Annotated in this window: 17 protein-coding genes, 1 tRNA gene and 2 pseudogenes; 12 read left to right on the top strand and 8 right to left on the bottom strand. The window is 45.2% G+C overall.

All coding sequences use genetic code 11. The features are described from left to right. Positions 1-501: 501 nt before the first annotated feature. Complete coding sequence (locus tag QUB70_RS23095; protein ID WP_332983690.1) at positions 502-936, bottom strand: CAAD domain-containing protein; 435 nt, start codon at positions 934-936, stop codon at positions 502-504. 420 nt (positions 937-1,356) lie between these two features. Continuing rightward, positions 1,357-2,778, bottom strand: a pseudogene (gene gltX, locus QUB70_RS23100) (glutamate--tRNA ligase); the annotation flags it as partial. A 351-nt stretch (positions 2,779-3,129) separates the two neighbouring features. Here gltX and QUB70_RS23105 point away from each other — a divergent pair. Both QUB70_RS23105 and QUB70_RS23110 read left to right on the top strand, forming a co-directional pair. Beyond that, positions 3,130-3,627 (top strand): thiol-disulfide oxidoreductase DCC family protein, encoded by a 498-nt coding sequence (locus tag QUB70_RS23105; protein WP_332983666.1) that lies wholly within the window; start codon positions 3,130-3,132, stop codon positions 3,625-3,627. Positions 3,628-3,723: 96 nt separating this feature from the next. Continuing rightward, on the top strand, positions 3,724-3,933 hold the full coding sequence (locus QUB70_RS23110) for a hypothetical protein (protein WP_332983667.1): 210 nt from the start codon (positions 3,724-3,726) through the stop codon (positions 3,931-3,933). Positions 3,934-4,125: 192 nt separating this feature from the next. Here the strand turns inward: QUB70_RS23110 and QUB70_RS23115 are convergent. The 3 genes from QUB70_RS23115 to QUB70_RS23125 all read right to left on the bottom strand — a co-directional run bounded on the left by QUB70_RS23115 (position 4,126) and on the right by QUB70_RS23125 (position 7,448). Next, positions 4,126-4,199, bottom strand: a tRNA-Asp gene (locus QUB70_RS23115). A 56-nt stretch (positions 4,200-4,255) separates the two neighbouring features. After that, positions 4,256-5,383, bottom strand: a complete 1,128-nt coding sequence (locus QUB70_RS23120) for an esterase-like activity of phytase family protein (RefSeq protein WP_332983668.1) — start codon at positions 5,381-5,383, stop codon at positions 4,256-4,258. Between the two features lie 214 nt (positions 5,384-5,597). Further along, entirely contained in the window at positions 5,598-7,448 is a 1,851-nt protein-coding gene (locus tag QUB70_RS23125) for a TM0106 family RecB-like putative nuclease (protein ID WP_332983669.1), read from the bottom strand. A gap of 160 nt (positions 7,449-7,608) precedes the next feature. On the opposite strand from QUB70_RS23125, the gene QUB70_RS23130 reads away from it, so the two are divergent. From QUB70_RS23130 to QUB70_RS23155, 6 genes and pseudogenes are all read left to right on the top strand, one after another. Continuing rightward, a complete protein-coding gene (locus tag QUB70_RS23130; RefSeq protein WP_332983670.1) occupies positions 7,609-8,772 on the top strand; it encodes an aminotransferase class V-fold PLP-dependent enzyme in 1,164 nt (387 codons plus the stop codon). 31 nt (positions 8,773-8,803) lie between these two features. Next, positions 8,804-9,484, top strand: a pseudogene (locus QUB70_RS23135) (Uma2 family endonuclease). A gap of 60 nt (positions 9,485-9,544) precedes the next feature. After that, entirely contained in the window at positions 9,545-9,679 is a 135-nt protein-coding gene (locus tag QUB70_RS23140) for a hypothetical protein (protein WP_332983671.1), read from the top strand. A gap of 14 nt (positions 9,680-9,693) precedes the next feature. Beyond that, positions 9,694-10,245, top strand: a complete 552-nt coding sequence (locus QUB70_RS23145; RefSeq protein ID WP_332983672.1) for a hypothetical protein — start codon at positions 9,694-9,696, stop codon at positions 10,243-10,245. 357 nt (positions 10,246-10,602) lie between these two features. Beyond that, positions 10,603-10,827 (top strand): DUF2281 domain-containing protein, encoded by a 225-nt coding sequence (locus QUB70_RS23150; RefSeq protein WP_332983673.1) that lies wholly within the window; start codon positions 10,603-10,605, stop codon positions 10,825-10,827. Continuing rightward, a complete protein-coding gene (locus QUB70_RS23155) occupies positions 10,827-11,231 on the top strand; it encodes a type II toxin-antitoxin system VapC family toxin (protein ID WP_332983674.1) in 405 nt (134 codons plus the stop codon). The genes QUB70_RS23150 and QUB70_RS23155 overlap by 1 nt, the downstream gene beginning before the upstream one ends. Positions 11,232-11,275: 44 nt before the next feature. Here the strand turns inward: QUB70_RS23155 and QUB70_RS23160 are convergent, their stop codons facing one another. After that, positions 11,276-11,587, bottom strand: a complete 312-nt coding sequence (locus QUB70_RS23160; RefSeq protein WP_332983675.1) for a DUF433 domain-containing protein — start codon at positions 11,585-11,587, stop codon at positions 11,276-11,278. A gap of 348 nt (positions 11,588-11,935) precedes the next feature. Here QUB70_RS23160 and QUB70_RS23165 point away from each other — a divergent pair, with 348 nt between their 5' ends. Beyond that, positions 11,936-13,267 carry an ATP-binding protein gene (locus QUB70_RS23165; protein ID WP_332983676.1) on the top strand — a complete coding sequence of 444 codons (1,332 nt, stop codon included), beginning with the start codon at positions 11,936-11,938 and terminating at the stop codon, positions 13,265-13,267. After that, positions 13,268-15,901: a tetratricopeptide repeat protein gene (locus QUB70_RS23170; protein ID WP_332983677.1), complete on the top strand. Its 2,634-nt coding sequence runs from the start codon at positions 13,268-13,270 to the stop codon at positions 15,899-15,901. Between the two features lie 187 nt (positions 15,902-16,088). Here QUB70_RS23170 and QUB70_RS23175 read toward each other — a convergent pair whose 3' ends face one another. Next, on the bottom strand, positions 16,089-17,303 hold the full coding sequence (locus tag QUB70_RS23175; protein WP_332983678.1) for a ferrochelatase: 1,215 nt from the start codon (positions 17,301-17,303) through the stop codon (positions 16,089-16,091). 429 nt (positions 17,304-17,732) lie between these two features. Between QUB70_RS23175 and QUB70_RS23180 the strand changes: the two genes are divergently transcribed. Together QUB70_RS23180 and QUB70_RS23185 are read left to right on the top strand one after the other, a co-directional pair. Next, a complete protein-coding gene (locus QUB70_RS23180) occupies positions 17,733-18,317 on the top strand; it encodes a hypothetical protein (protein ID WP_332983679.1) in 585 nt (194 codons plus the stop codon). Next, on the top strand, positions 18,310-19,035 hold the full coding sequence (locus QUB70_RS23185; RefSeq protein ID WP_332983680.1) for a DUF3120 domain-containing protein: 726 nt from the start codon (positions 18,310-18,312) through the stop codon (positions 19,033-19,035). The genes QUB70_RS23180 and QUB70_RS23185 overlap by 8 nt, the downstream gene beginning before the upstream one ends. Before the next feature lie 124 nt (positions 19,036-19,159). Here the strand turns inward: QUB70_RS23185 and QUB70_RS23190 are convergent, their stop codons facing one another. Then, on the bottom strand, positions 19,160-19,630 hold the full coding sequence (locus tag QUB70_RS23190; RefSeq protein WP_332983681.1) for an aspartyl protease family protein: 471 nt from the start codon (positions 19,628-19,630) through the stop codon (positions 19,160-19,162). Positions 19,631-19,706: the final 76 nt, after the last annotated feature.

Here is a 19,706-nt window from a genome sequence, read left to right on the forward strand (position 1 = left end):
TTAGACTAAAAAAGTTGGATGGCTGGAATTTCTCAAAAATACCAGTAAGATGAATCACATCTGCGGAATGTGGGTTGAAAATACCTAAATTCAATCGACAATCTCATGGCGACGCACCTGACACTTCGGGTTCAGGAAACAAGACAAACAGTTGTTTTGTTTAAAGTCTGCTTGCTATGGCACTGGTGCGTCGCTGTCAGATTTTTGGTTTGTATTGAGGGATTTTTCATGGCGACGCACCCTACGGCTACTGCTTTGGTAATTTATAATTTGTTTAAAGTCTGCTTGCTATGGCACTGGTGCGTCGCTGTCAGATTTTTGGTTTGTATTGAGGGATTTTTCATGGCGACGCACCCTACGGCTACTGCTTTGGTAATTTATAATTGGTAATCAATCTATCTTCTTCCTTCTTCCTTCTTCCTTTTTCAAAAAACCCGACACTAACAACTTTAAATAAGTTATCAATGTCGGGCGCAAATTCAAAAAATTACCAGCAAAAGTTTAGGATTTTTTGCCGAAAACTTGTTCTTTCAAGGCTTGAATTTCTTGACCTAATTGTTGCCGGTTGGACGATCGCAGCAAATAGCGATAGACAAACCACACCGCGTATCCGATACCAATTAGCTCGAATGTGGGTGCTAGCAGGGGAATGTCGTTGAGTTCGTCTACTATCCCCAAAAGCACTTTCAAAGAGACAATCGAGGCTATAATTACACCGACAACTGTCAGGGGACTCTTGTACTGCTCGTAAAAGCTGCCGATGTAAGCGGGAAACTCTGACAAAATTGAGATAATTTGTTCTTTGATCTGCTCGGCCTGACTTGGCGGTTCTTCGGTAATTATGACTTTTGTTGTACCGATCGAACTGTCTGCTTCATTTCCGGCAGGAATTTCGGTGATGATAACGGTTGTTTCTGGTTCGTTTGATGAAGTCATTTCTCCACTCGCAATAGTTTTTTGCTGGTTGGCGGCAGGTATTTCAACTGCTGCTGTGACTGTTTCAAGAGCCGGTATTTCGACTGCTGCAACCTCCCCGTCGGTTGGTTCAAGAGCCGACACTTCGCCTGTTTCTGAAGTCGGTATTTCGACTGCTGTAACTTCCGCTGCTGGTTCGACAGTCGGCGTTTCGACTGTTTCGAGCGCAAGTTTTTCGACTTCTGAAACCTCTGCTGCTGCTGATGGTTCAACAACCGGGGTTTCGATTGTTTCAAGAGTCGGTGTTTCGACTTTTGAAACCTCCACGGATGGCTGCTCTACGGGAGTTTCGGGTGGAATTTCGGCTTTGGGTTGTTCAGGGGTAGGAGTTTCGGCCGCGACACCAACAGCCGGCAAATTCAAGCTACTAATGGCATCAAGCAAGCGGGTTTTAGCCGTTCCTCGCTGGTGAAGGATTACCCAAGATTCTATCAGGTCGGGGCCGTGCATTGCACCTGTCAGAGCGGCTCTGAGCGATCGCATAATTAGCCCTTTGTTAAGATTTTTCTCTTTACTGAGCTTTTTAGTGATTTTCTGAGCTTCCCCTGATGTCAGGGACGAATGAGTTTCCATCGCTTCTACAACTGCTTGTAAAGCCTGTGCAGCCCTTGGTTGCTGCAACTGTGCGAGTGCTTCTTCTTCGTATTCCACCGTGGTGGAGAAGAATACTTTACACATATCCACAGCATCGGTTAAGCGAACGAGACTCGGGCCGATTAAAGCAGCTATTTGTTCGAGCCAGGGGCGATCGGCCTCCGAATCAAATTCATAACCGGCTTTCTGCCAATAAGGTATCAGCAAATCTGTCAATTGCGGCACTGGCATTTTGTGCAGGTATTGACTGTTGAGCCAATTGAGTTTATCCCAATCAAATTTTCCACCGGCTTTGTTGACTCGATCGAGGCTAAATACAGCCGCAGCTTCCGACAAGGTAAATATTTCTTGCTTTGAATCCGGGGGAGTCCAGCCCAGCAAAGTCATGTAATTAACTAGAGCTTCCGGGACGTAACCCATATCTTTGAAGTCAGAAATCGAGGTTACGCCGTCGCGTTTAGAAAGCTTTTGCCCTTGCGCGTTTAAAATCAGCGGCGTGTGGGCAAATTCTGGGATTGTCGCGCCCAAAGCTTCGTACAGCAATATTTGTTTCGGAGTATTGCCGATGTGATCTTCGCCGCGGATGACGTGGGTGATGCCCATGTCGATATCATCTGCGACTACGGCGAGGTTGTAGAGGGGTTGGCCGATAACGCCGCCGCTGGATGCACGGGCAATTACCATATCGCCGCCGAGGTCGCTACCTTTCCAGGTTACGGTGTCGCGTACCGTGTCGTTCCAAGCGATCGTGCGATCGTCCTCAATGATAAAGCGAATTACCGCTTGCCGCCCTTCGGCTTCAAAAGCTTCTCGCTGTTCGGGAGTGAGGTTGCGGTGGCGGTTATCGTAGCGGGGGGCCTGTTTGTTGGCTTTTTGTTCTTCCCGCATCTGGTCTAGTTCTTCCGGCGTGGTGTAGCAGCGGTAGGCGAGTCCTTTGTCTAGAAGGGTTTGGACTGTTTGGCGGTAGGTTTCCAGACGCTGCGACTGAAAACTCGGGCCTTCGTCCCACTCCATACCCAGCCATGTCAGTCCTTCAAGGATGTTATCGGTGTATTCGCTTTTAGAACGTTCTACGTCTGTGTCTTCTACCCGCAAGATGAATTTTCCGCCTTGGTTGCGGGCAAACAGCCAGTTGAATACGGCGGTTCTGGCGGTACCGATGTGTAGGTTTCCGGTGGGACTGGGGGCTAGACGGACTCTGACATTCATGTAGATTTTTGCTTTTAGATTGGGGGCGATTTGCTGGTTGGGGGAATAGCTGATGTTTAAGACTTTAAATTTTATTATATTTTGTTGCCGAATTAACAGTTGTGCTTGGCAGGTGCTTTGCCTCGCATTGTTTGATATTCGACGATCGGGCGATCGGGCGAAAGTCTCCGGCAACGCAGCAGAGGGCATCTTGATGATATTAGCATTGCGGGCGGCCAAGACTGGATTCACCTTTGGGACTATTTTTGACAGCGCAAATAACTGCCAAAGGAGTAGCTAAGGCACACTTGATAACTATTGATCCTTGTAAAATGTTTGTGTGCGATCGACGACATTCAAATATATTTCCCTATGTCTGCTCCTAAAACTGAGTTTCCCGAATCTGTTGCGCCCTCAGCGGAGTCTGCTGCGCCTGCTTGGCAGATTGAGTTACTGTACGACGGTGAATGTCCTCTGTGCGTGCGGGAGGTTAATTTCTTGAAAAAACAGGACGCGGGGCGAGATTTAGTGTCGTTTGTGGATATCGCCGATGATGGCTACAACCCGGAGGCCCACGGCGGAATCGACTACGAAACGGCGATGGGTCGGATTCACGCGATATTACCCGACGGTACGACAGTTAAAAATGTGGAGGTTTTTCGCCGCACCTACGAGATTTTAGGTATGGGCTGGGTTTATGCTGTGACTAAGTTGCCGGTTGTTGGGGCGATCGCCAATTGGCTGTACGGAATTTGGGCAGATTGGCGACTACCTTTGACGGGAAGACCGGATTTAGCTACTGTGATGGGCGATCGAACTGTGCGGATCGAGTGCGAAAGTCAAGACCGGTGCCGGCCCAACTCAAAATGAGTCATATTTAGTAAGTGCGATCGGTCTATCAAAAGATGTCAGCAAAAACAGACTGCAACTAACATTAAAGATGGACTACTATTAAAGGTAAAAAAAATGCAAGATGCAGGCTATACAGTTTTCATTGGCTTCGGCGGCCTCTGGGTACTGATGGGAATTGTCGCTGTGATTGTCCTCTTCAAATCGGACGGTCAAAAAATTAAGTTTGGCAAATGGGGATTGCTAGTTGCTATTCCGATTCTCGTGCCCATCGTCCTGGTTTTGACTTATCAGATAGTGCGCCCGTTTATTATCCAACACCTTTGAGCGCTGCTGGGACTTAATCAAACCGGCAAGGGGTCAAAAGGAAATCTTGCCCCCAACAGTCAATCTAAAACGGATGCCATTTCCTTGCTTTTCAGGAAAAATCTTACGCAGTGGTCGGATTTTGAGCGCAAACTACATCGGCACTAGATCCAATCAAAACAATCAAAGTTTAGAAGCTTGACTACGAGAGAACGGGACAGACGGGGCTCGAACCCGCAACTTCCGCCGTGACAGGGCGGTGCTCTAACCAATTGAACTACTGTCCCTCGTTTTGCCGTTGTTTCAGGCACAATTTCTATTATGCCTATAACTTCACCTTTTGTCAAGAGGTTTTTTGAACTTTTATTTGGAAGCCCAAAATTTGAGTCTCTTGCAGGGGACTGAAGTTGTTGTCGCTCACCAAAATCAGACCTCTGCTACCATCCGCTAACTCGGGGCCAAATGTCAACCCCTCAATGTTGTCTAGGGGAATTTTTAGGGTTTCCAAATCCAGCAGCAGGCGTTTTTGAGCGGGAGAAACCTCGCTGATACGGCTTTTGAGGCTTTCGAGTGCTTCAATACGATCGCCCTTTTCCAGAGAAATCTCAAATAGTTTAACAGTAACTCCGGTTTCCAGGGAGAAAGCACGCTCTAAACTCAGCAAGCGGTTATCGTCGATCGCCAACAAATCCACTAAACCGTTGCTAGTTAATTTTCCCACAGGATTCGCACCAGCGGGTAGCGGTTCGGTGATGTAGAGAAACGATGCTTCTGGATTGCCGCTCACCGCATCGTAGCGCAAAATCCGGCACGGACTCCCGGTTTCCACCGAAGGTACAGCGCCATCTTGAACTATAGCGTTTTCGGTGGCGGTGAATAGGTATTTGCGATCGGGCGTTAAAGTTAAACTTTCAAATGATAGATTGTTGCGGATGCCTTTAGTGCCTTTGTCATCCGGCCAAAATAGGTCAGGAATTGCCAGCGTTTTCAGGAGTTTACCATCCAGGGAGAACTCTTTGATAAAAGGATTTATTTGGCGATCGACATCTCCCTCAGAAGAAACAAACACGCTATTGCCGGTAAAAGCTATCCCTTCCGGATCTAAACTTAATTCAGGAAAACCTTTGCCGTTTTCATCTAATAAAGTAGTGACACCAGTAAAAGTAATTTGCTCTTTTTCCAGTTTACCAGATTGCAAGTTAATTTTGAGAGAATAGAAGCGCGCCGGAGCCTTGCTGCTGCGGTCATCAGAAATGGCATAATAAACTTGTTTGTCGGCATCATAAGTAATGCCCGAAAGTCCGCCAATTTCCGTCCCCTGAAACGGAGAACCTGTAGGAAATATTGCTCTGCCGATAAAATCTATTTTCGTAACGGCGAAAGATTTGGCTGACTGGTTTACCCAAATAGCAACAGTTGCTGCCATCAAAAAACAGACAATAAATATAGTTGCTTTTGCTAGCTTTCGCATTTTACTGATAAATAGACTATTAAACTATTCCAACTTTAACTGACATATCTGGGGCGGGCAAGATGCCCACCCCACAATATTTTTAGAGGAGGCAGAATACAAGAAGTGTAATATTTTTCCAAATGCCAACCAAATATTTTTTAGCTTACCTATCATCTTCTTCCCTTTCTTCCTTCGCGCCATTCGCATTTTCGCGGTTCATTACATCTAAAAATCACGGTTCATGATTCAGCAAAAAATTGGTCAACCAATCTTTAACTATATATGTAGCACGACAGTCGTCCTCATTGTAGCGGACGATCGCCTCTAAGAGCGATCGATCGCCCGTTTTGAGCCAATCGTCGTACCAGCAGACGCACTGAGCACCGTTAGCCTTAGCATCTCGCCAGTCAAAACCCAGCCAGCGGGCAATTGGTTTGAGTGCGTAACTTTCCACCGGCATAATCGCCTTTTGCGTCACTTGTTTGTGAATATCTACAAACCGTTTCAGCACCGGTTTCCACAAATAAGCTGGAGTATTGTAAAGTTTAGCCAGCCGCTTAAAAGTCTTGACTTCGTAGTCACAAAAGTGGAAAATGGGAGCAATAGGATAAGCCCACATTAGTTCTAAAAACTGCTCCCAGATTGCACCTTCCTCTGCTGCTGATTCTGCTAAAAAGCCGTGGAACTTTTCCGTATTGTTGTACCTGTCAACGACTAAGACGCCGTGGAGGTAATCCAAGTTTAACTCGGGTTCAGCTTCAATATCAAAGTAGAGTTCGATTGGGGCGATCGGCAAAAAGACAGATTGGGAATACGGAATTGGTTTCTTGCGGAGAATTGGCGCAGGTATAGAAGATGTCGCAGGTTTATTTTCTTTAATTTTTACTTCCTCAACTGCGATGTCATTCAAGATATTGTCTACAATATCTGGTACTATTTCAAATGAATTAACTCCTTCTGAATTATCACTTCTACCTTCTTCTCGATCGTTAATCCCTGTATCCGTGTCAAAATCCGTGTCATTCCTTCCTTCTTCCTTCTTCCCTCTTCCTTCTTCCTTCTTCCTGACATCCGTTACATCCGTTACAAAATCCGTTGCCGAACTTCCTTCTTCCCGCAACAGCGGTTGATTTAGCAAGTGCGATTTAGCTTGCTGCACCACATCAAAAGCAACTCTGTTGGGGAACTCTGGATACTCAGAAAGCAGTGCGGAACTAGCATTAGCGAGAGCTTCAACATCAGTAATCTCGATAGTTTTCAGTCTAGCATAGCGGCCGGCAGTAACTCCCGGCAATAACGAAAGATGTTTAATAGATTCGGCTTCGGCATGACAGATAGTATACCAACCGCAAAGATTGCACTTTTGCCGAGAAATGAACACCTCTGGTTTATCCCGATTTTCTATCATCTGAATGCAATCATCTAAAATCTCGAACATCTGAGGAGTTCGCTGGCCGAGATTAACCTGCCACAGCCCTTTTTTACGCAGCATCAGCCACGCAGTCTCGGGCATTGTTTCCTGCACGGAAGCTAAAACTTGGGCGTGAAAAGCTGCAATAATTTGATAGTCGAGTTTTGGTCGCTTGCTAAGCCAAATATCCGCAGTAGCATAACTCCAATCGCCAAATTTTGATTGTCCCGGCTGTTTGATTAATAAATGGGGGCGACCGATCAGGGTAATGTTTGAAGAGGGAAGATTGGATGATGAAAGATGCACGGGAGTTTCAGGGATTTCGCCAAATTCTGGGAAATATTGACCGTCAATTCCTACCATAGAAGTTGTTGCAACCTTGGTTTTGCCGAATTCGCCCTGGATCAGAACTCCTCGGTAAATGCGATCGACTCCTTGCTGCATTAAACTCAATGTAGCGGCCGCGCCAGCTTCCCAATCCCCTCTAGGATAATATGGTTGTTGGTAAGTCTCGTGTTCCAAAGCTTGCTGCTGGTATGTGGCGCTGTCGCGCATCAGTTTCAGCAAAAAGTCGCTGGGGGGATCTAGTTGTTTCCAGTCTCCGCAGGTGTCTAAAAATGCTCGGAGATTGCATCGCTGATAGGAAAGTAGCAGTTTGTCAGTTATTAACATTTAGTATTCGCAAGGCATAGAATAATTAGAAGGAAAGCACGACACGGATTTTGACACGGATACACGGATTGATTATTTAGCTTGAGGCAAAAGTCAAAGGATATAAAGTTCACACCATCAGTTATTCAATATTAACGCTATCAATAATTCCCCAAAAAAAATGACAAAGGACAATCACCGGCAACAATTCCCAGCTTTGGCCAATAAAGCTTATTTTAACTACGGCGGACAAGGGCCGCTGCCTGAGTCTGCTTTAGAGGCGATTTATGAGGCTTACAAGCGGGTGCAGCTTGGGGGGCCGTTTTCGGGGGAGGTGGGGGCTTGGGTGGTTCAGGAGGCGATGCTGACGCGACGTGCGATCGCATCTGAGTTGGCCGTACCTGCTGAAACGATCGCCCTGACTGAGGATGTCACCGTGGGCTGCAATATTGCGCTGTGGGGCATTGACTGGCAAGCGGGCGACCATTTGCTGCTTTCTGATTGCGAACATCCGGGCATTGTAGCTAGTGTAATGGAACTTCAGCGCCGATTCAACATTGAGGTTGCGATTTGTCCGCTGGCGGCAACTTTGAATGAAGGATCTCCGGTTCAGGTGATTGCTGATAGTTTGCAGCCAAATACTCGGTTGTTGGTAATCAGTCACATTTTGTGGAATACTGGCCAAGTTTTGCCTCTGGCTGAGATCGTAAAAGTGTGTCATCAAACAAAAGTGAAAGTATTAGTAGATGCGGCTCAATCTGTGGGGGTTTTGCCTTTGGATTTGATTGATTCGGGAGTTGACTTTTATGCTTTTACCGGTCATAAATGGTGGTGCGGCCCGGAAGGTTTGGGGGGACTTTATGTGAGTGCGGAAGCTTTGGCAGATTTGCATCCGGTGTTTATCGGTTGGCGGGGAATTGTCACTGATTCTAGTGCTAAAGTTCTGGGATGGAAGGCTGGATCGCAGCGCTATGAAATTGCGACTTCTGCTTATCCTTTGTATGCGGGTTTGCGGAGTGCGATCGGCCTGCAACACGAATGGGGTACGATCGAGGAAAGGTATGCAGAAATTTGCCGTTTGAGTAAGTATCTCTGGGAGCGTTTGTCGGAACTTCCCGATGTGGAATGTTTGCGGAAATCATCACCAGAAGCTGGTTTGGTTTCGTTTCGATTGATGAATGGGATGCCGCACAAGCAGTTAGTTGATTTGTTGGAGAAACAGGGGATTATGGTGCGGACAATTCTTAATCCTGATTGTGTGCGGGCTTGTGTTCACTATTTTACCACTGAGGCGGAGATTGATAAGTTGGTTGAGGGTATTTTGCGCCAAATGGAAAGGGTATAATAAGCTGAGATACTTCTTGGAGACAACCACTATGCAAGTCACAACCGAAGAAATCATTTATCCATGCAGCGACGGTCAACCAATGGCAGACAGCACAATTCAATATAAATTAATTGTCACCATCAAAGAAGGTTGCGAGTTGCTGTTTAAAGATGACCCCAATGTGTTTGTAGCCGCCGATTTACTGTGGTATCCGGTTGAGAGGAGAAATGACATCTCTCAAGCACCGGATGTCATGGTCATCTTTGGCAGATCAAAAGAGGATCGACGCTCCTACCTGCAATTTAGCGAAGATAATATTGCTCCCCAAGTCGTGTTTGAAATTCGCTCTTTCAGCGACAATCAAACCAAGATGAGCAAGAAATTTTCATTTTATAATCGCTATGGAGTCGAGGAGTATTACCTTTACGATCCCGCAGAAAACTAGTTAATTGGTTGGCAAAGAATTGAAGGAGTGTTAGAAGTAATTGAACCCATAGAGGGCTGGATAAGTCCGAGATTGGGAGTGCGCTTTGAGTTACCAGAAACAGGGTTAGAAATTTATCGGCATGATGGAGAAAAGTTTCTTTCCTATTCCGAATTAGATGAACAGCGAGAATTAGAGCGACGGCGCGCTGAAGAAGCCTCGCAGCGGGCAGAAGAAGCCTCGCAGCGGGCAGAACGTTTAGCAGCAAAACTGCGCGAATTGAACATCGATCCCGATCGCATCTAAGCCATAAAAACGAGCAGAAATCCGGTTTTTAAAGAAATCGGGTTTCTGGATAAGGGTAGAGTGGATTGGACGGATCGCGATCGCCCATCCGATCATCCCAACCCCCATATCCACGAATTCCGCTACAATTGGGAACAGAAAAGATGGGAATGTGGATTGCAAAAATTTTGGTGGTATCCCAGAGATGTTGATTAACTAAAGGAGAAATTATGGATGCCTGTTTTGAAATATTGCTTTCTACAAGACAGACGCTTGATTATTTAGAATGCCATCAGGAAACTTTTACTTGGGGTGATGTTGAATATCCTCAAGGTGAAAAATATTACCTTTGGGGCAAACATATAAAATTAGTAGAGCGAGAAATTCCGCCCCATATAATCAAGAGCTTACCTCCAGCTTATGGAAATATGGAATGGCTGAATTTTTCGGTGCAAGGGAAAGGATTAGACTTGTTAGAATCTGAGGTGAATGGCTCAGAGATAGATTGGGAAGGCAAAAGTTTTGATGATTTTGTCAAGTTGATTCTGACTGAGCAGCCTCAATGGGTTGTGATATTTGAATGGCACTGCGATCGCATAGATAGTCTGTACCAACAGAATGTTAGTGAGTGCATTTGTCAGATTAAAAATAATTTGAAATGGGACAATAATAGAGAGGGATTTTTAGTGATATCTCTACCAGAAAATGAGATTTGCTCTTGTGCGATCGCTGGCGAAATCGCTCGACCGGAATTTATGCTACAATTTAATTGCCAGTCATAACAAATCAAGATGAGTGGAATTGACGCTGAACTTACTCTAGAAACGAGAACCAGTCTCATTGACAAACATCTTCCGGGAACCCAAAAAGCCGAAACTGAGTGGGAGTTTGCATAAATCTGGGCTGATACTCTGATATATCCTCCTTATATCCTGATGTTAGTTAAGGATAAGTCAGGGAAATTTTGCATCCATAACCCAGCATAAAACTATGAATTTATTTTTACCAGTGATAATTACGAATCTGCTAAAATGTGGCTGCTAGAGGATGAATATGAGCGTTTTAATAGTCGCATTTTACAAGAAGTATAAAGTGGTGTCGCTAAAAGGTCGCTGATTAATTATGGAGGAAAATAAACGATGAATTTAGAGCAAGCAGTTTTAGATAAGTTGCGGGAATTGCCACCGGAGAGGCAGCAAGAAGTTTTAGATTTTGCTGAGTTTCTTCAACAAAAAACTATGCCTAAACGACCGCTCAAGAGTGCCAAAGGCTTGTGTGCTGACTTGAAAGTAGATATTACGGAAGAAGACATCGCCCAAGCCAGACAAGAAATGTGGGGAAATTTTCCCAGGGAGATTGTTTGATGCCCTCAGTCGTAGCAGATACCCATACCCTAATTTGGTACATTTTTGAACTACCAAGATTGTCGCCAACAGCATTAACAGCATTAGAACAAGCGATTAATGAGGGAAATTTTATCTACTTTTCCGCAATTTCAATTGTAGAAATTTCTTACTTGATTGAGCGAGGGCGTTTGGCAGGCGAAGTGCTGACACGAATTTTAAATGCTGCGGACGATCCAAATGTGGGGATTCTGCTAGCACCTTTGGATCGCAATATCTCGGCAACTATTCAACAAATTGACAGGGCAACGGTTCCTGATATGCCAGACAGGATTATTGCTGCCACTGCTTTATCTTTGGGTATTCCGTTAGTCACCCGCGACGCAAAAATTCAAGCGTTAACCACTATTCTGACAATTTGGTGAGTATGAGTGAAATGTCCATCGGCTGTGTATCTTGAGTGAAGCAGTCATTCATTTTCAGCCAGCCACCCATCGATTTCTTCTCGGTTGCGATCGTAATAATTCTCAACCGCTTGCAAATCATCAAGGGTTAGTCCTGGATAATTATAGAGAAGTTCTGCTTCAGTTGCGCCCTGTTGTTGGTAAGCGACAATCGTCCAAACGGGAATGCGGGTATCGCGAATTCGCGCTGCACCGCCACAAATTCCTGGAGTTTTGTGAATGGGATACTCAAGGGTTTGGACAAATTTCAGGGTTGCTGCCAATAAGTCATCAGGCAGTGTTTCAATGGTTTGGATAAGTTGTTCTTTGATGGTCATAATCGATATCTAGATGCAATAGCGGTTTATAAATTTGCAGCTTCGATAATTTGCTCGGTGGCAATAGATGCGTCTATTTCCTCTCCCAATGTGGGGATTCTGCTAGCACCTTTATGCTACCAAACTTCTTTCCCCACAGCAACTCCACTATCAATCTCAGTATGAAGGTTCTTAGGTGTTATTGCCTCAACCAATTCCTCAAGGGAATACCGCCCACAAGCGTTCTGCTCGATAATTTGTTCAGCGGCAATGCAGAGACCGGAAAGTCCAAGCGAAGATTTAGCAGTAGAGGAGTGAGATGACAAGGCATTGTGATAAACTAATAGTTATAGTCTATATATATTCCCTATGACAAACCAGCGCCTAGCATCCTTCCAAACAGCCTTCCAGAATCTTCAGTTACTACCTTTAGTCACCGTAGAACAACTGAATAAATTTCATGTGGAATATGGCACTGAGATTTTAGAAGAATTAGAGCATTTGGTTGAAGATTGCTCACCAGACAATAACAAAATTATTTTTACAGGGCATCGTGGGTCAGGCAAATCGACATTGCTGGGTCAATTTTGCCGGGACACGCAGAATCGCTACTTTGTAGTGTTCTTTTCAATTTCTGACCTGATTGAAATGTCAGATGTGAATCACGTCAACATTTTGTTTGCTATGGCAGTAAAGCTCATGGAAGTAGCAGAAGAACGCCAGATTAAAATCGGTTCTAAAACAAAAAAAGCTTTTTATCAATGGTTTAGTAAGCATACACGAACTGAGGGAAGTTCACTTGATTCTAGCATTGAGTTAGAAACGAGTGGAGAAGCTGGTGTAAATGCTTTCTTTGTGAAATTTTTTGCCAAATTGAAAGCAACTTTGAAAGCCAACTCTGTGATTCGTGAGGAAATTACGATTGAGTTTTCGAGACGTATTTCCGACTTGATCGATCGTATCAACGATATCGCTAGTGCGATTCAAGCGGCGTGCGGGCAAGAAGTTTTGGTTGTGATTGATGATCTTGATAAACTCGATCTAGAGATTGTCGATCGCGTTTATCGAAATAATATCAGTGCGTTGTTTCAGCCTCAATTTCGGATTATTTATACAATTCCAATGGCAGCGACACGAGATATGTCATTGCGAGGAATTATTCAGAATGCTACGAACAATAAGATTCAATCGATGTGGGCGACAAAGTTGTTTCCCCGTGGAGAAGATAGAGTTCCCAATGCCTCTCCTGTCGCAGAAGCTGTAAAAGTATTTGAGCAAATTCTTTACAAGCGAATCCCCAAGGAGTTGATTGCACCGGAAGCAACTCAGATGATGATTGTGAAAAGTGGTGGTGCATTGCGAGAATTTATTCGTTTGGCTAGTCAGTGCTGTGGGTTATGTTTGAAGCAGTTACGTCGCACACCAGACAAGCAAGATTTGAAAATTACGTCTGAGATTTTGCAAAATGCTATTAAAGACTATCGGATTAATTTAACAGAACCTCTTGGACAAAACCGCTATCAAATTCTAGTCGATGTATACCAAAATTATTTACCCGAAGATGGAATGGATCAGGATTTCTTAGATTTATTGCATACGCTCTACATCCTAGAATATCGCAATGACGATTTGTGGTTTGGAGTTCATCCAGTGGTTCAGGAAATATTGCAGCGGCGTGGCTTAATTGGAGCGGAGGGGTAAATGCTTGACAGTGATATCGTGGACGCTCCATCGATCAATGAGGATAGTTACGATGGCCTTGTCTCTTTAATTGCAGCAAGTCAAGGTGTATTGTCATTGTTGATTGCCTCATGTAAACCTGGAGATTTTCAAACTCAGATTATTAATCGTTACGAGGCAGAACTTGCTGCCAATATCCCCTGTTATCGAGTGGTGTTGAATCAAAAAGAACCGAGTCTAAGAGCTGCGTTGGAGCAACTGGTTAAGGATTGCCCAGAGTTAAAAGAATCCCACGCATCAGCCGCAATTACTGTAACGGGAACGGATGCTTTGATGGAGTTTGTGTCACAAGCTGACTCTAATCATCGGTCTGAGTTAAGCCGTTTTTTCGGCTATTTGCAATGGACGCGGGAGGGGTTGCGGGAGTTTCCTTTTCCCATTGTACTTTGGGTAACACCAAATATTCTGAGTCGCTTGAGTCTGGAAGCACCCGATTTTTGGAGTTGGCGGAGTGGCGTATTTCGATTTGTGTCGCCTGCGGTGCCAGAAACGGGTGTGGTTAACACGACTGGGGACATTTCTCTGCTGATTGAGCCAGACAGAAGACAGAGTTTACCCCTAGATGAACTGTTAGAACAGGTTGAAAATCTGGAGAAACAAGCTATGGAAACTCCTGCATTAGCAACCATATACAATCGAGTTGCTAATACTTATGCAAATCGGGTAAAGACGCGCCAAGCACAGGATTATTCACAGGAGATTGATCGGGCAATTCATTTCTTTGACAAGTCACTTGCCTTACAAGAAAAATTGAACTTACCCCAGGCGCAATCTGACACTTTGTTACAGTTAGGTGATATTTACCGTGACTTAGGATTCTGGGAACGGGTATTTGAGCCCTATCAGCAGTCTTTAGAAATTGCTAGGAATTTGAAAGATCGCCTACGAGAGGCGGCTGCTTTGGGGCGACTGGGGGATATTTACCAACAATATCCTCAAGGCGATCGTGCGAGTAACTTGGAAGAGGCGATCGCATTTTACACTGCCGCCCTCGCAGTTTACACCCGTGAAGCTTTTCCCAAAAATTGGGCCGACACGCAAAATAATCTGGCAATTGCCTACACTTACAGAATCAGGGGAGAGAGGGCTGATAATCTGGAGATGGCGATCGCATATTTCACTGCTGCATTAACTGTCTACACCCGCGATGCCTTTCCCGAAAATTGGGCCGCGACGCAAAATAATCTGGCAATTGCCTACACTTACAGAATCAGGGGAGAGAGGGCTGATAATCTGGAGATGGCGATCGCATTTTACACTGCTGCATTAACCGTCTACACCCGCGATACCTTTCCCGAAAATTGGGCAGCGACGCAAAATAATCTGGGAGAAGCCTACCGTAACAGAATCAGGGGAGAGAAAGCAGAGAATATCGAACTGGCGATCGCATTTTACACTGGTACATTATCCCTCCGCACCCGCGAGGCCTTTCCCGAAAAATGGGCTATGACGCAAAATAATCTGGCACTTGCCTACAGTGACAGAATCAGGGGAGATAAAGCACAGAATATCGAAAATGCGATCGCATCTTACACTGATGCATTATCCGTCCTCACCCGTGATGCTTTTCCCGAAAAATGGGCTATGACGCAAAATAATCTGGGAGAAGCCTATCGTAACAGAATTAGGGGAGATAAAGCAGAGAATATCGAAGTTGCGATCGCATTTTACACTGGTGCATTAACCGTCCGCACGCGCGAGGCTTTTCCCGAAAAATGGGCCGAGACGCAAAATAATCTGGCAACAGCCTACATTAACAGAATCAGGGGAGAGAAAGCAGAGAATATCGAACTCGCGATCGGATATTTCACTGCTGCATTAACCGTCCTCACCCGCGAAGCTTTTCCCGAAAAATGGGCTATGACGCAAAATAATCTAGCAACAGCCTACCGTAACAGAATTAGGGGAGAAAAAGCAGAGAATATCGAACTGGCGATCGCATCTTACACTGCTGCATTATCCGTCCGCACCCGCGAGGCCTTTCCTGAAAAATGGGCTATGACGCAAAATAATCTGGCAATTGCCTACAGTGACAGAATCAGGGGAGACAAAGCAGAGAATATCGAAATGGCGATCGCATTTTACACTGCTGCATTATCCGTCCTCACCCGTGATGCTTTTCCCCAAGATTGGGCCCTGACGCAAAATAATCTGGGAGTTGCCTACTCTGACAGAATCAGGGGAGAGAAAGCAGAGAATATCGAACTGGCGATCGCATCTTACACTGCTGCATTAACCGTCCGCACCCGCGAGGCCTTTCCCGAAAAATGGGCTATGACGCAAAATAATCTAGCAAATGCCTACTTATACAGAATTAGGGGAGAGAAAGCAGAGAATATCGAAGTTGCGATCGCATCTTACACTGCTGCATTATCCGTCCTCACCCGTGATGCTTTTCCCGAATATTGGGCCCAGACGCAAAATAATCTGGGAGAAGCCTACCGTAAGAGAATCAGGGGAGACAAAGCAGAGAATATTGAAAGGGCGAAAATGTGTTATGAAAATGCTTTAACTGTCAGAACTCTTGAGGCTTTCCCGCAAGAGTATACAGAAACTTTGTTTAATTTAGGTAATCTTGAACGAAGCAATCAGTAATGGCAATTAGCTGATGATACCTACTCCCCTGCCATTACAGCAGTAGAATTTTTAAAGGGTTAAATTCATTAATCAATCTCGACCTACGCACCCCAAAAAAAGAAACCGGGTTTTTTACTAAATCTGCCATTTCAACGCAGTATCTTCGCAAAAAACCCGGTTTCTGAGCTCTCAGGCCCAAGTCCTATTAGTGACTGTGCCCGTGCCCATGAGAATGTCCGCGATCGCCATGAGAATGCCCACCGTGATTGTGTCCACCATGAGAATGCCCATGATCGCCATGAGAATGCGCGTGCTCGCGGTGTGCAGAAGCCAAACTCGGATTAACAGCGATCGCACTTTCACTCAACAACGCTTCAATCTGCGGATTTGCCCACTCAGCCGCCATTTTCAGAAACTCAGGATGGTCATTTACGCAAGGCAATTTGCGGTAAGTTACTCCTTTACGCTGTTTCTGCAAAGACTCAATAATGTGGTCTACATCTAACAATGTTTCGTGATTTTCTGTCGCAAATCCGATCGGCATAAACACGATCGCAGTTGCACCCAGATCGATCAAATTCTTCGCAGCCAACGTCGCATCCGGCTGTGTCCATTCAATCAGCGGTGTGTCGTGGTTCAGCCAGCCCACCGAAATCAAAGGATAGCGATACATCAAACGTTCCCGCACGCGATCGTACAAAGCTTGACTTTCCACAATCCCCGAAGTAAAGCCCTTCGCTTTGTGCGGACAACCGTGATTCATCAGCACAATCCCAATCTGAGAAGGCAAATGCGCTACAGCTAAATCGTTCTTAATTTCCTCTTCAACCAAATCCGCCATTAGCTGGATATAAGCAGGTTCATCGTAAAAAGAAGGAATGTAGCGCTGTCCTTTTACCCAATGTTCCTTACCATCAAAAGTTTGTGCTAAAGCTTTATTCACCTGTTCGACTGCAATGCCGCTGGTGAAAACAGAATCAACTACCAACAGCGGATAAATCAGAATTTTGTCAAATCCTTCTGCTTGAATTTGAGGAATTACTTGTTCCGGCAAAAACGGCGCGCAAAAGTTAAAAGCTTTGAACACTTTTACTTTATCGCCCCATTTCTCCTGCAAATTCTGTTCAATCCCGGCGCGCTGCTGTTCAAAAATTGCATTGTGCGGCGAAACAAATTGACCGTGTTGGTGACTCCACTCGTGCAAGTCAAAGATTGCTAAAATCTTCGCCAGCGGCGGATAAATCCAAAGCGGTACTGGCGCGAATTTGGCCGTAAGCAAATTTAAAGCTTGTTCGTTGTAGTTGGCAAAATCGTCGTAGCTTTCGACTTCGCCGTAACCCATCAGCAATACAGCAACCCGATCGCTGTTTGTCGGTGCATCAGGTGTTTTGAACTCAATTTTTTCGGGAGAAGCAACCACTTTTTATTCCTCAATTTGAATTATTTGGAGAGTCGCAGGAAAGATGAATCAGAATTGCGAAGAGAAACCTGGTTTCTAGACTCCCCGGAGATCCCCCTCGCATCCCCCTTCTTAAGGGGGACTTTGAGACTCTTTCTCCCCCCTCAAGAAGGGGGGCTGGGGGGATCGGAATCTGATAGGAAAGGCAAGAGAATACGCCGCAGGGTCTGGGACAAAGGGCATTAAGTTTTATGTTTTCTTAAGACTTCCTCACCTTGCCTCCGGTTTCGGTGTCTCAAAGCGTTCCCAGCGTTTATTTTGGGGGGATATCCTTCAAACACGACTCTGTTATTAGTTTAACATCCTATCCCCCTGCATAGCATATAATTAATTATGGTGTACAATAAAGTAAAGTTATGTTAAGCTCATAATTAATTTTCTTGAAGCACGATGAGACTGGTAATTTGCCCCGGAATCCACGACCCAAAACTGACCGATCGCTTCCTAGAGGGACTTTCGGAAGTGTGGGGAGAGGCAGAACCCCGGCAAAATCCGCAAGTAGTCTCTCATGTCAAGATTTTTCCCGCTCATAAACATCCGCCTTTTTCAGCACTTGACATATTGCACTTTTTGTGTACTCAAGAGTTAACAGGAGAAAATCTAGTATTTGTCAGCTTTTCGGCAGGAGTAGCCGGGGCGATCGGCGCTGCTCTTCTGTGGCAGCAAATCGGCGGTAAAGTCGGGGCATTTTTTGCTTTAGACGGTTGGGGAGTACCGCTGGGGGGCACTTTTCCTATCCACAGACTCAGCCACGATCGATTTACACACTGGAGTTCGGCAATCCTAGGTGGCGGTGGAGATGGCTTTTATGCAGATCCGCCGATCGAACATTTGGATTTGTGGCGCCAACCCCAAACCGCCCAAGGTTGGCAGATCGGGAAAACAGCCGACTGTATCGAGACAGCCGCACCCACAACCGCAGCCACATTTTTAGTTCACTTATTGAAATATTACGGAGTCCAATCAGTTGTTTAACTTTAATTTAGTATCCTCGGCGATCGCACCTATTTTCACCCTCAGCCGCCTCGAAAATCCTCTATCTTCAGGCAGAACAAATAGCATTCAACAGTGGTTGATATTTAGCGCTTCAGCTTTTTTAGTATCAATTCCAGTTTTCGTGCAAGCACCCTTAGTACGTTTATATCCAACCATCAGTTTGCTATCAACTATCCCCTGGTTCGTACTTAGTTTTATCTTAATTTTTCGCCCAAAAACCCAACTTTGGGGAGACTTATTATTGGGATTTGCCGGATGTTGGCTGGCAGGTTCGATCTATTGGGGCTGGTTTAGGTGGGAACCAATTTTGCACTTACCTATAGAATCAATTGGCTTGCCATTTGCTATTTGGTGCTTGGGCAAATCTTGGGGAAAAGTTGGCAGCTATTTTTACTTGGGTTCACTATTTGGCACTGCCATTACCGATTTATATTTTTATTTAACTGGGTTGATGCCCTACTGGCGGCAAGTGATGCACGCGGAACCGGAACTAGCTATGCCGATTTTTCAAAGTGCGATCGCCCAAATCGAAACACCTTGGGGAATAGGCTGTGCTTTAATTTTAATCGCTGTGTTGCTAACAGTCGGTTTGCTGAGTTTGCGCGGCACGCAACTGCACTGGCGCGCGTTTAGTGGAGCGGTGTTAAGCACGCTTTTGGTAGATGGTTTATTTTGGCTGGCTGCTTCTGCGGCTTAAGATTTATGATTGGTTCCTATGTTGGTAATTTTTGACCGCAGATGTGGGCGGATTGACGCAGATTAACGCAGATTTTTTTGAGATTCCCGACTTGTTAAAGAAGTGGGGAATCTGGGTATTTTTTTTAGCATCCGCCTGTTAACTTGATATAAGTTACAGGATAGTTAGGATTAGTGGGATTCCCGATTAATCGCTGATTCCTACAGTCCACAAGCAAATCTAACTTCTCCAAAACCACCTGACCAATCAACACTTCATCACCTGTCACCAGAGCATCCTCGGTAGTCCTGCGCCCCTCAATTTCAATTAATATAGCCTCCGTTACTCCTACGGTTTCCTGACGACCATCGGCATACTTAACAAGCTGCTGTCCTATAATTCGCAAACCTAGCTGCTGTACCATCTCTGCTGAAATTACTAGATAAACCGATCCTGTATCTACTAGAGCTTCTGTTTCACACTCACGCAACAGCCGAGGCGCGAGCAATCCCCGACTAATTAGAGCTTCATCTATGGCATTGGTCAGCTTTACCTGAGTCTTAACTGCCCCCATGTTCTTAATTCCATCCAATTCTAATTTATTTAATTCTTTCATATTAAATTTCCTTTTAATCTTTTGCTGCTTGCATTATACAAGTTCTGCTAACCCAGACGCGATCGCCCCTCATTCC

The sequence above is a fragment of the Microcoleus sp. A003_D6 genome, from assembly GCF_036702825.1.
Lineage (GTDB): Bacteria > Cyanobacteriota > Cyanobacteriia > Cyanobacteriales > Microcoleaceae > Microcoleus.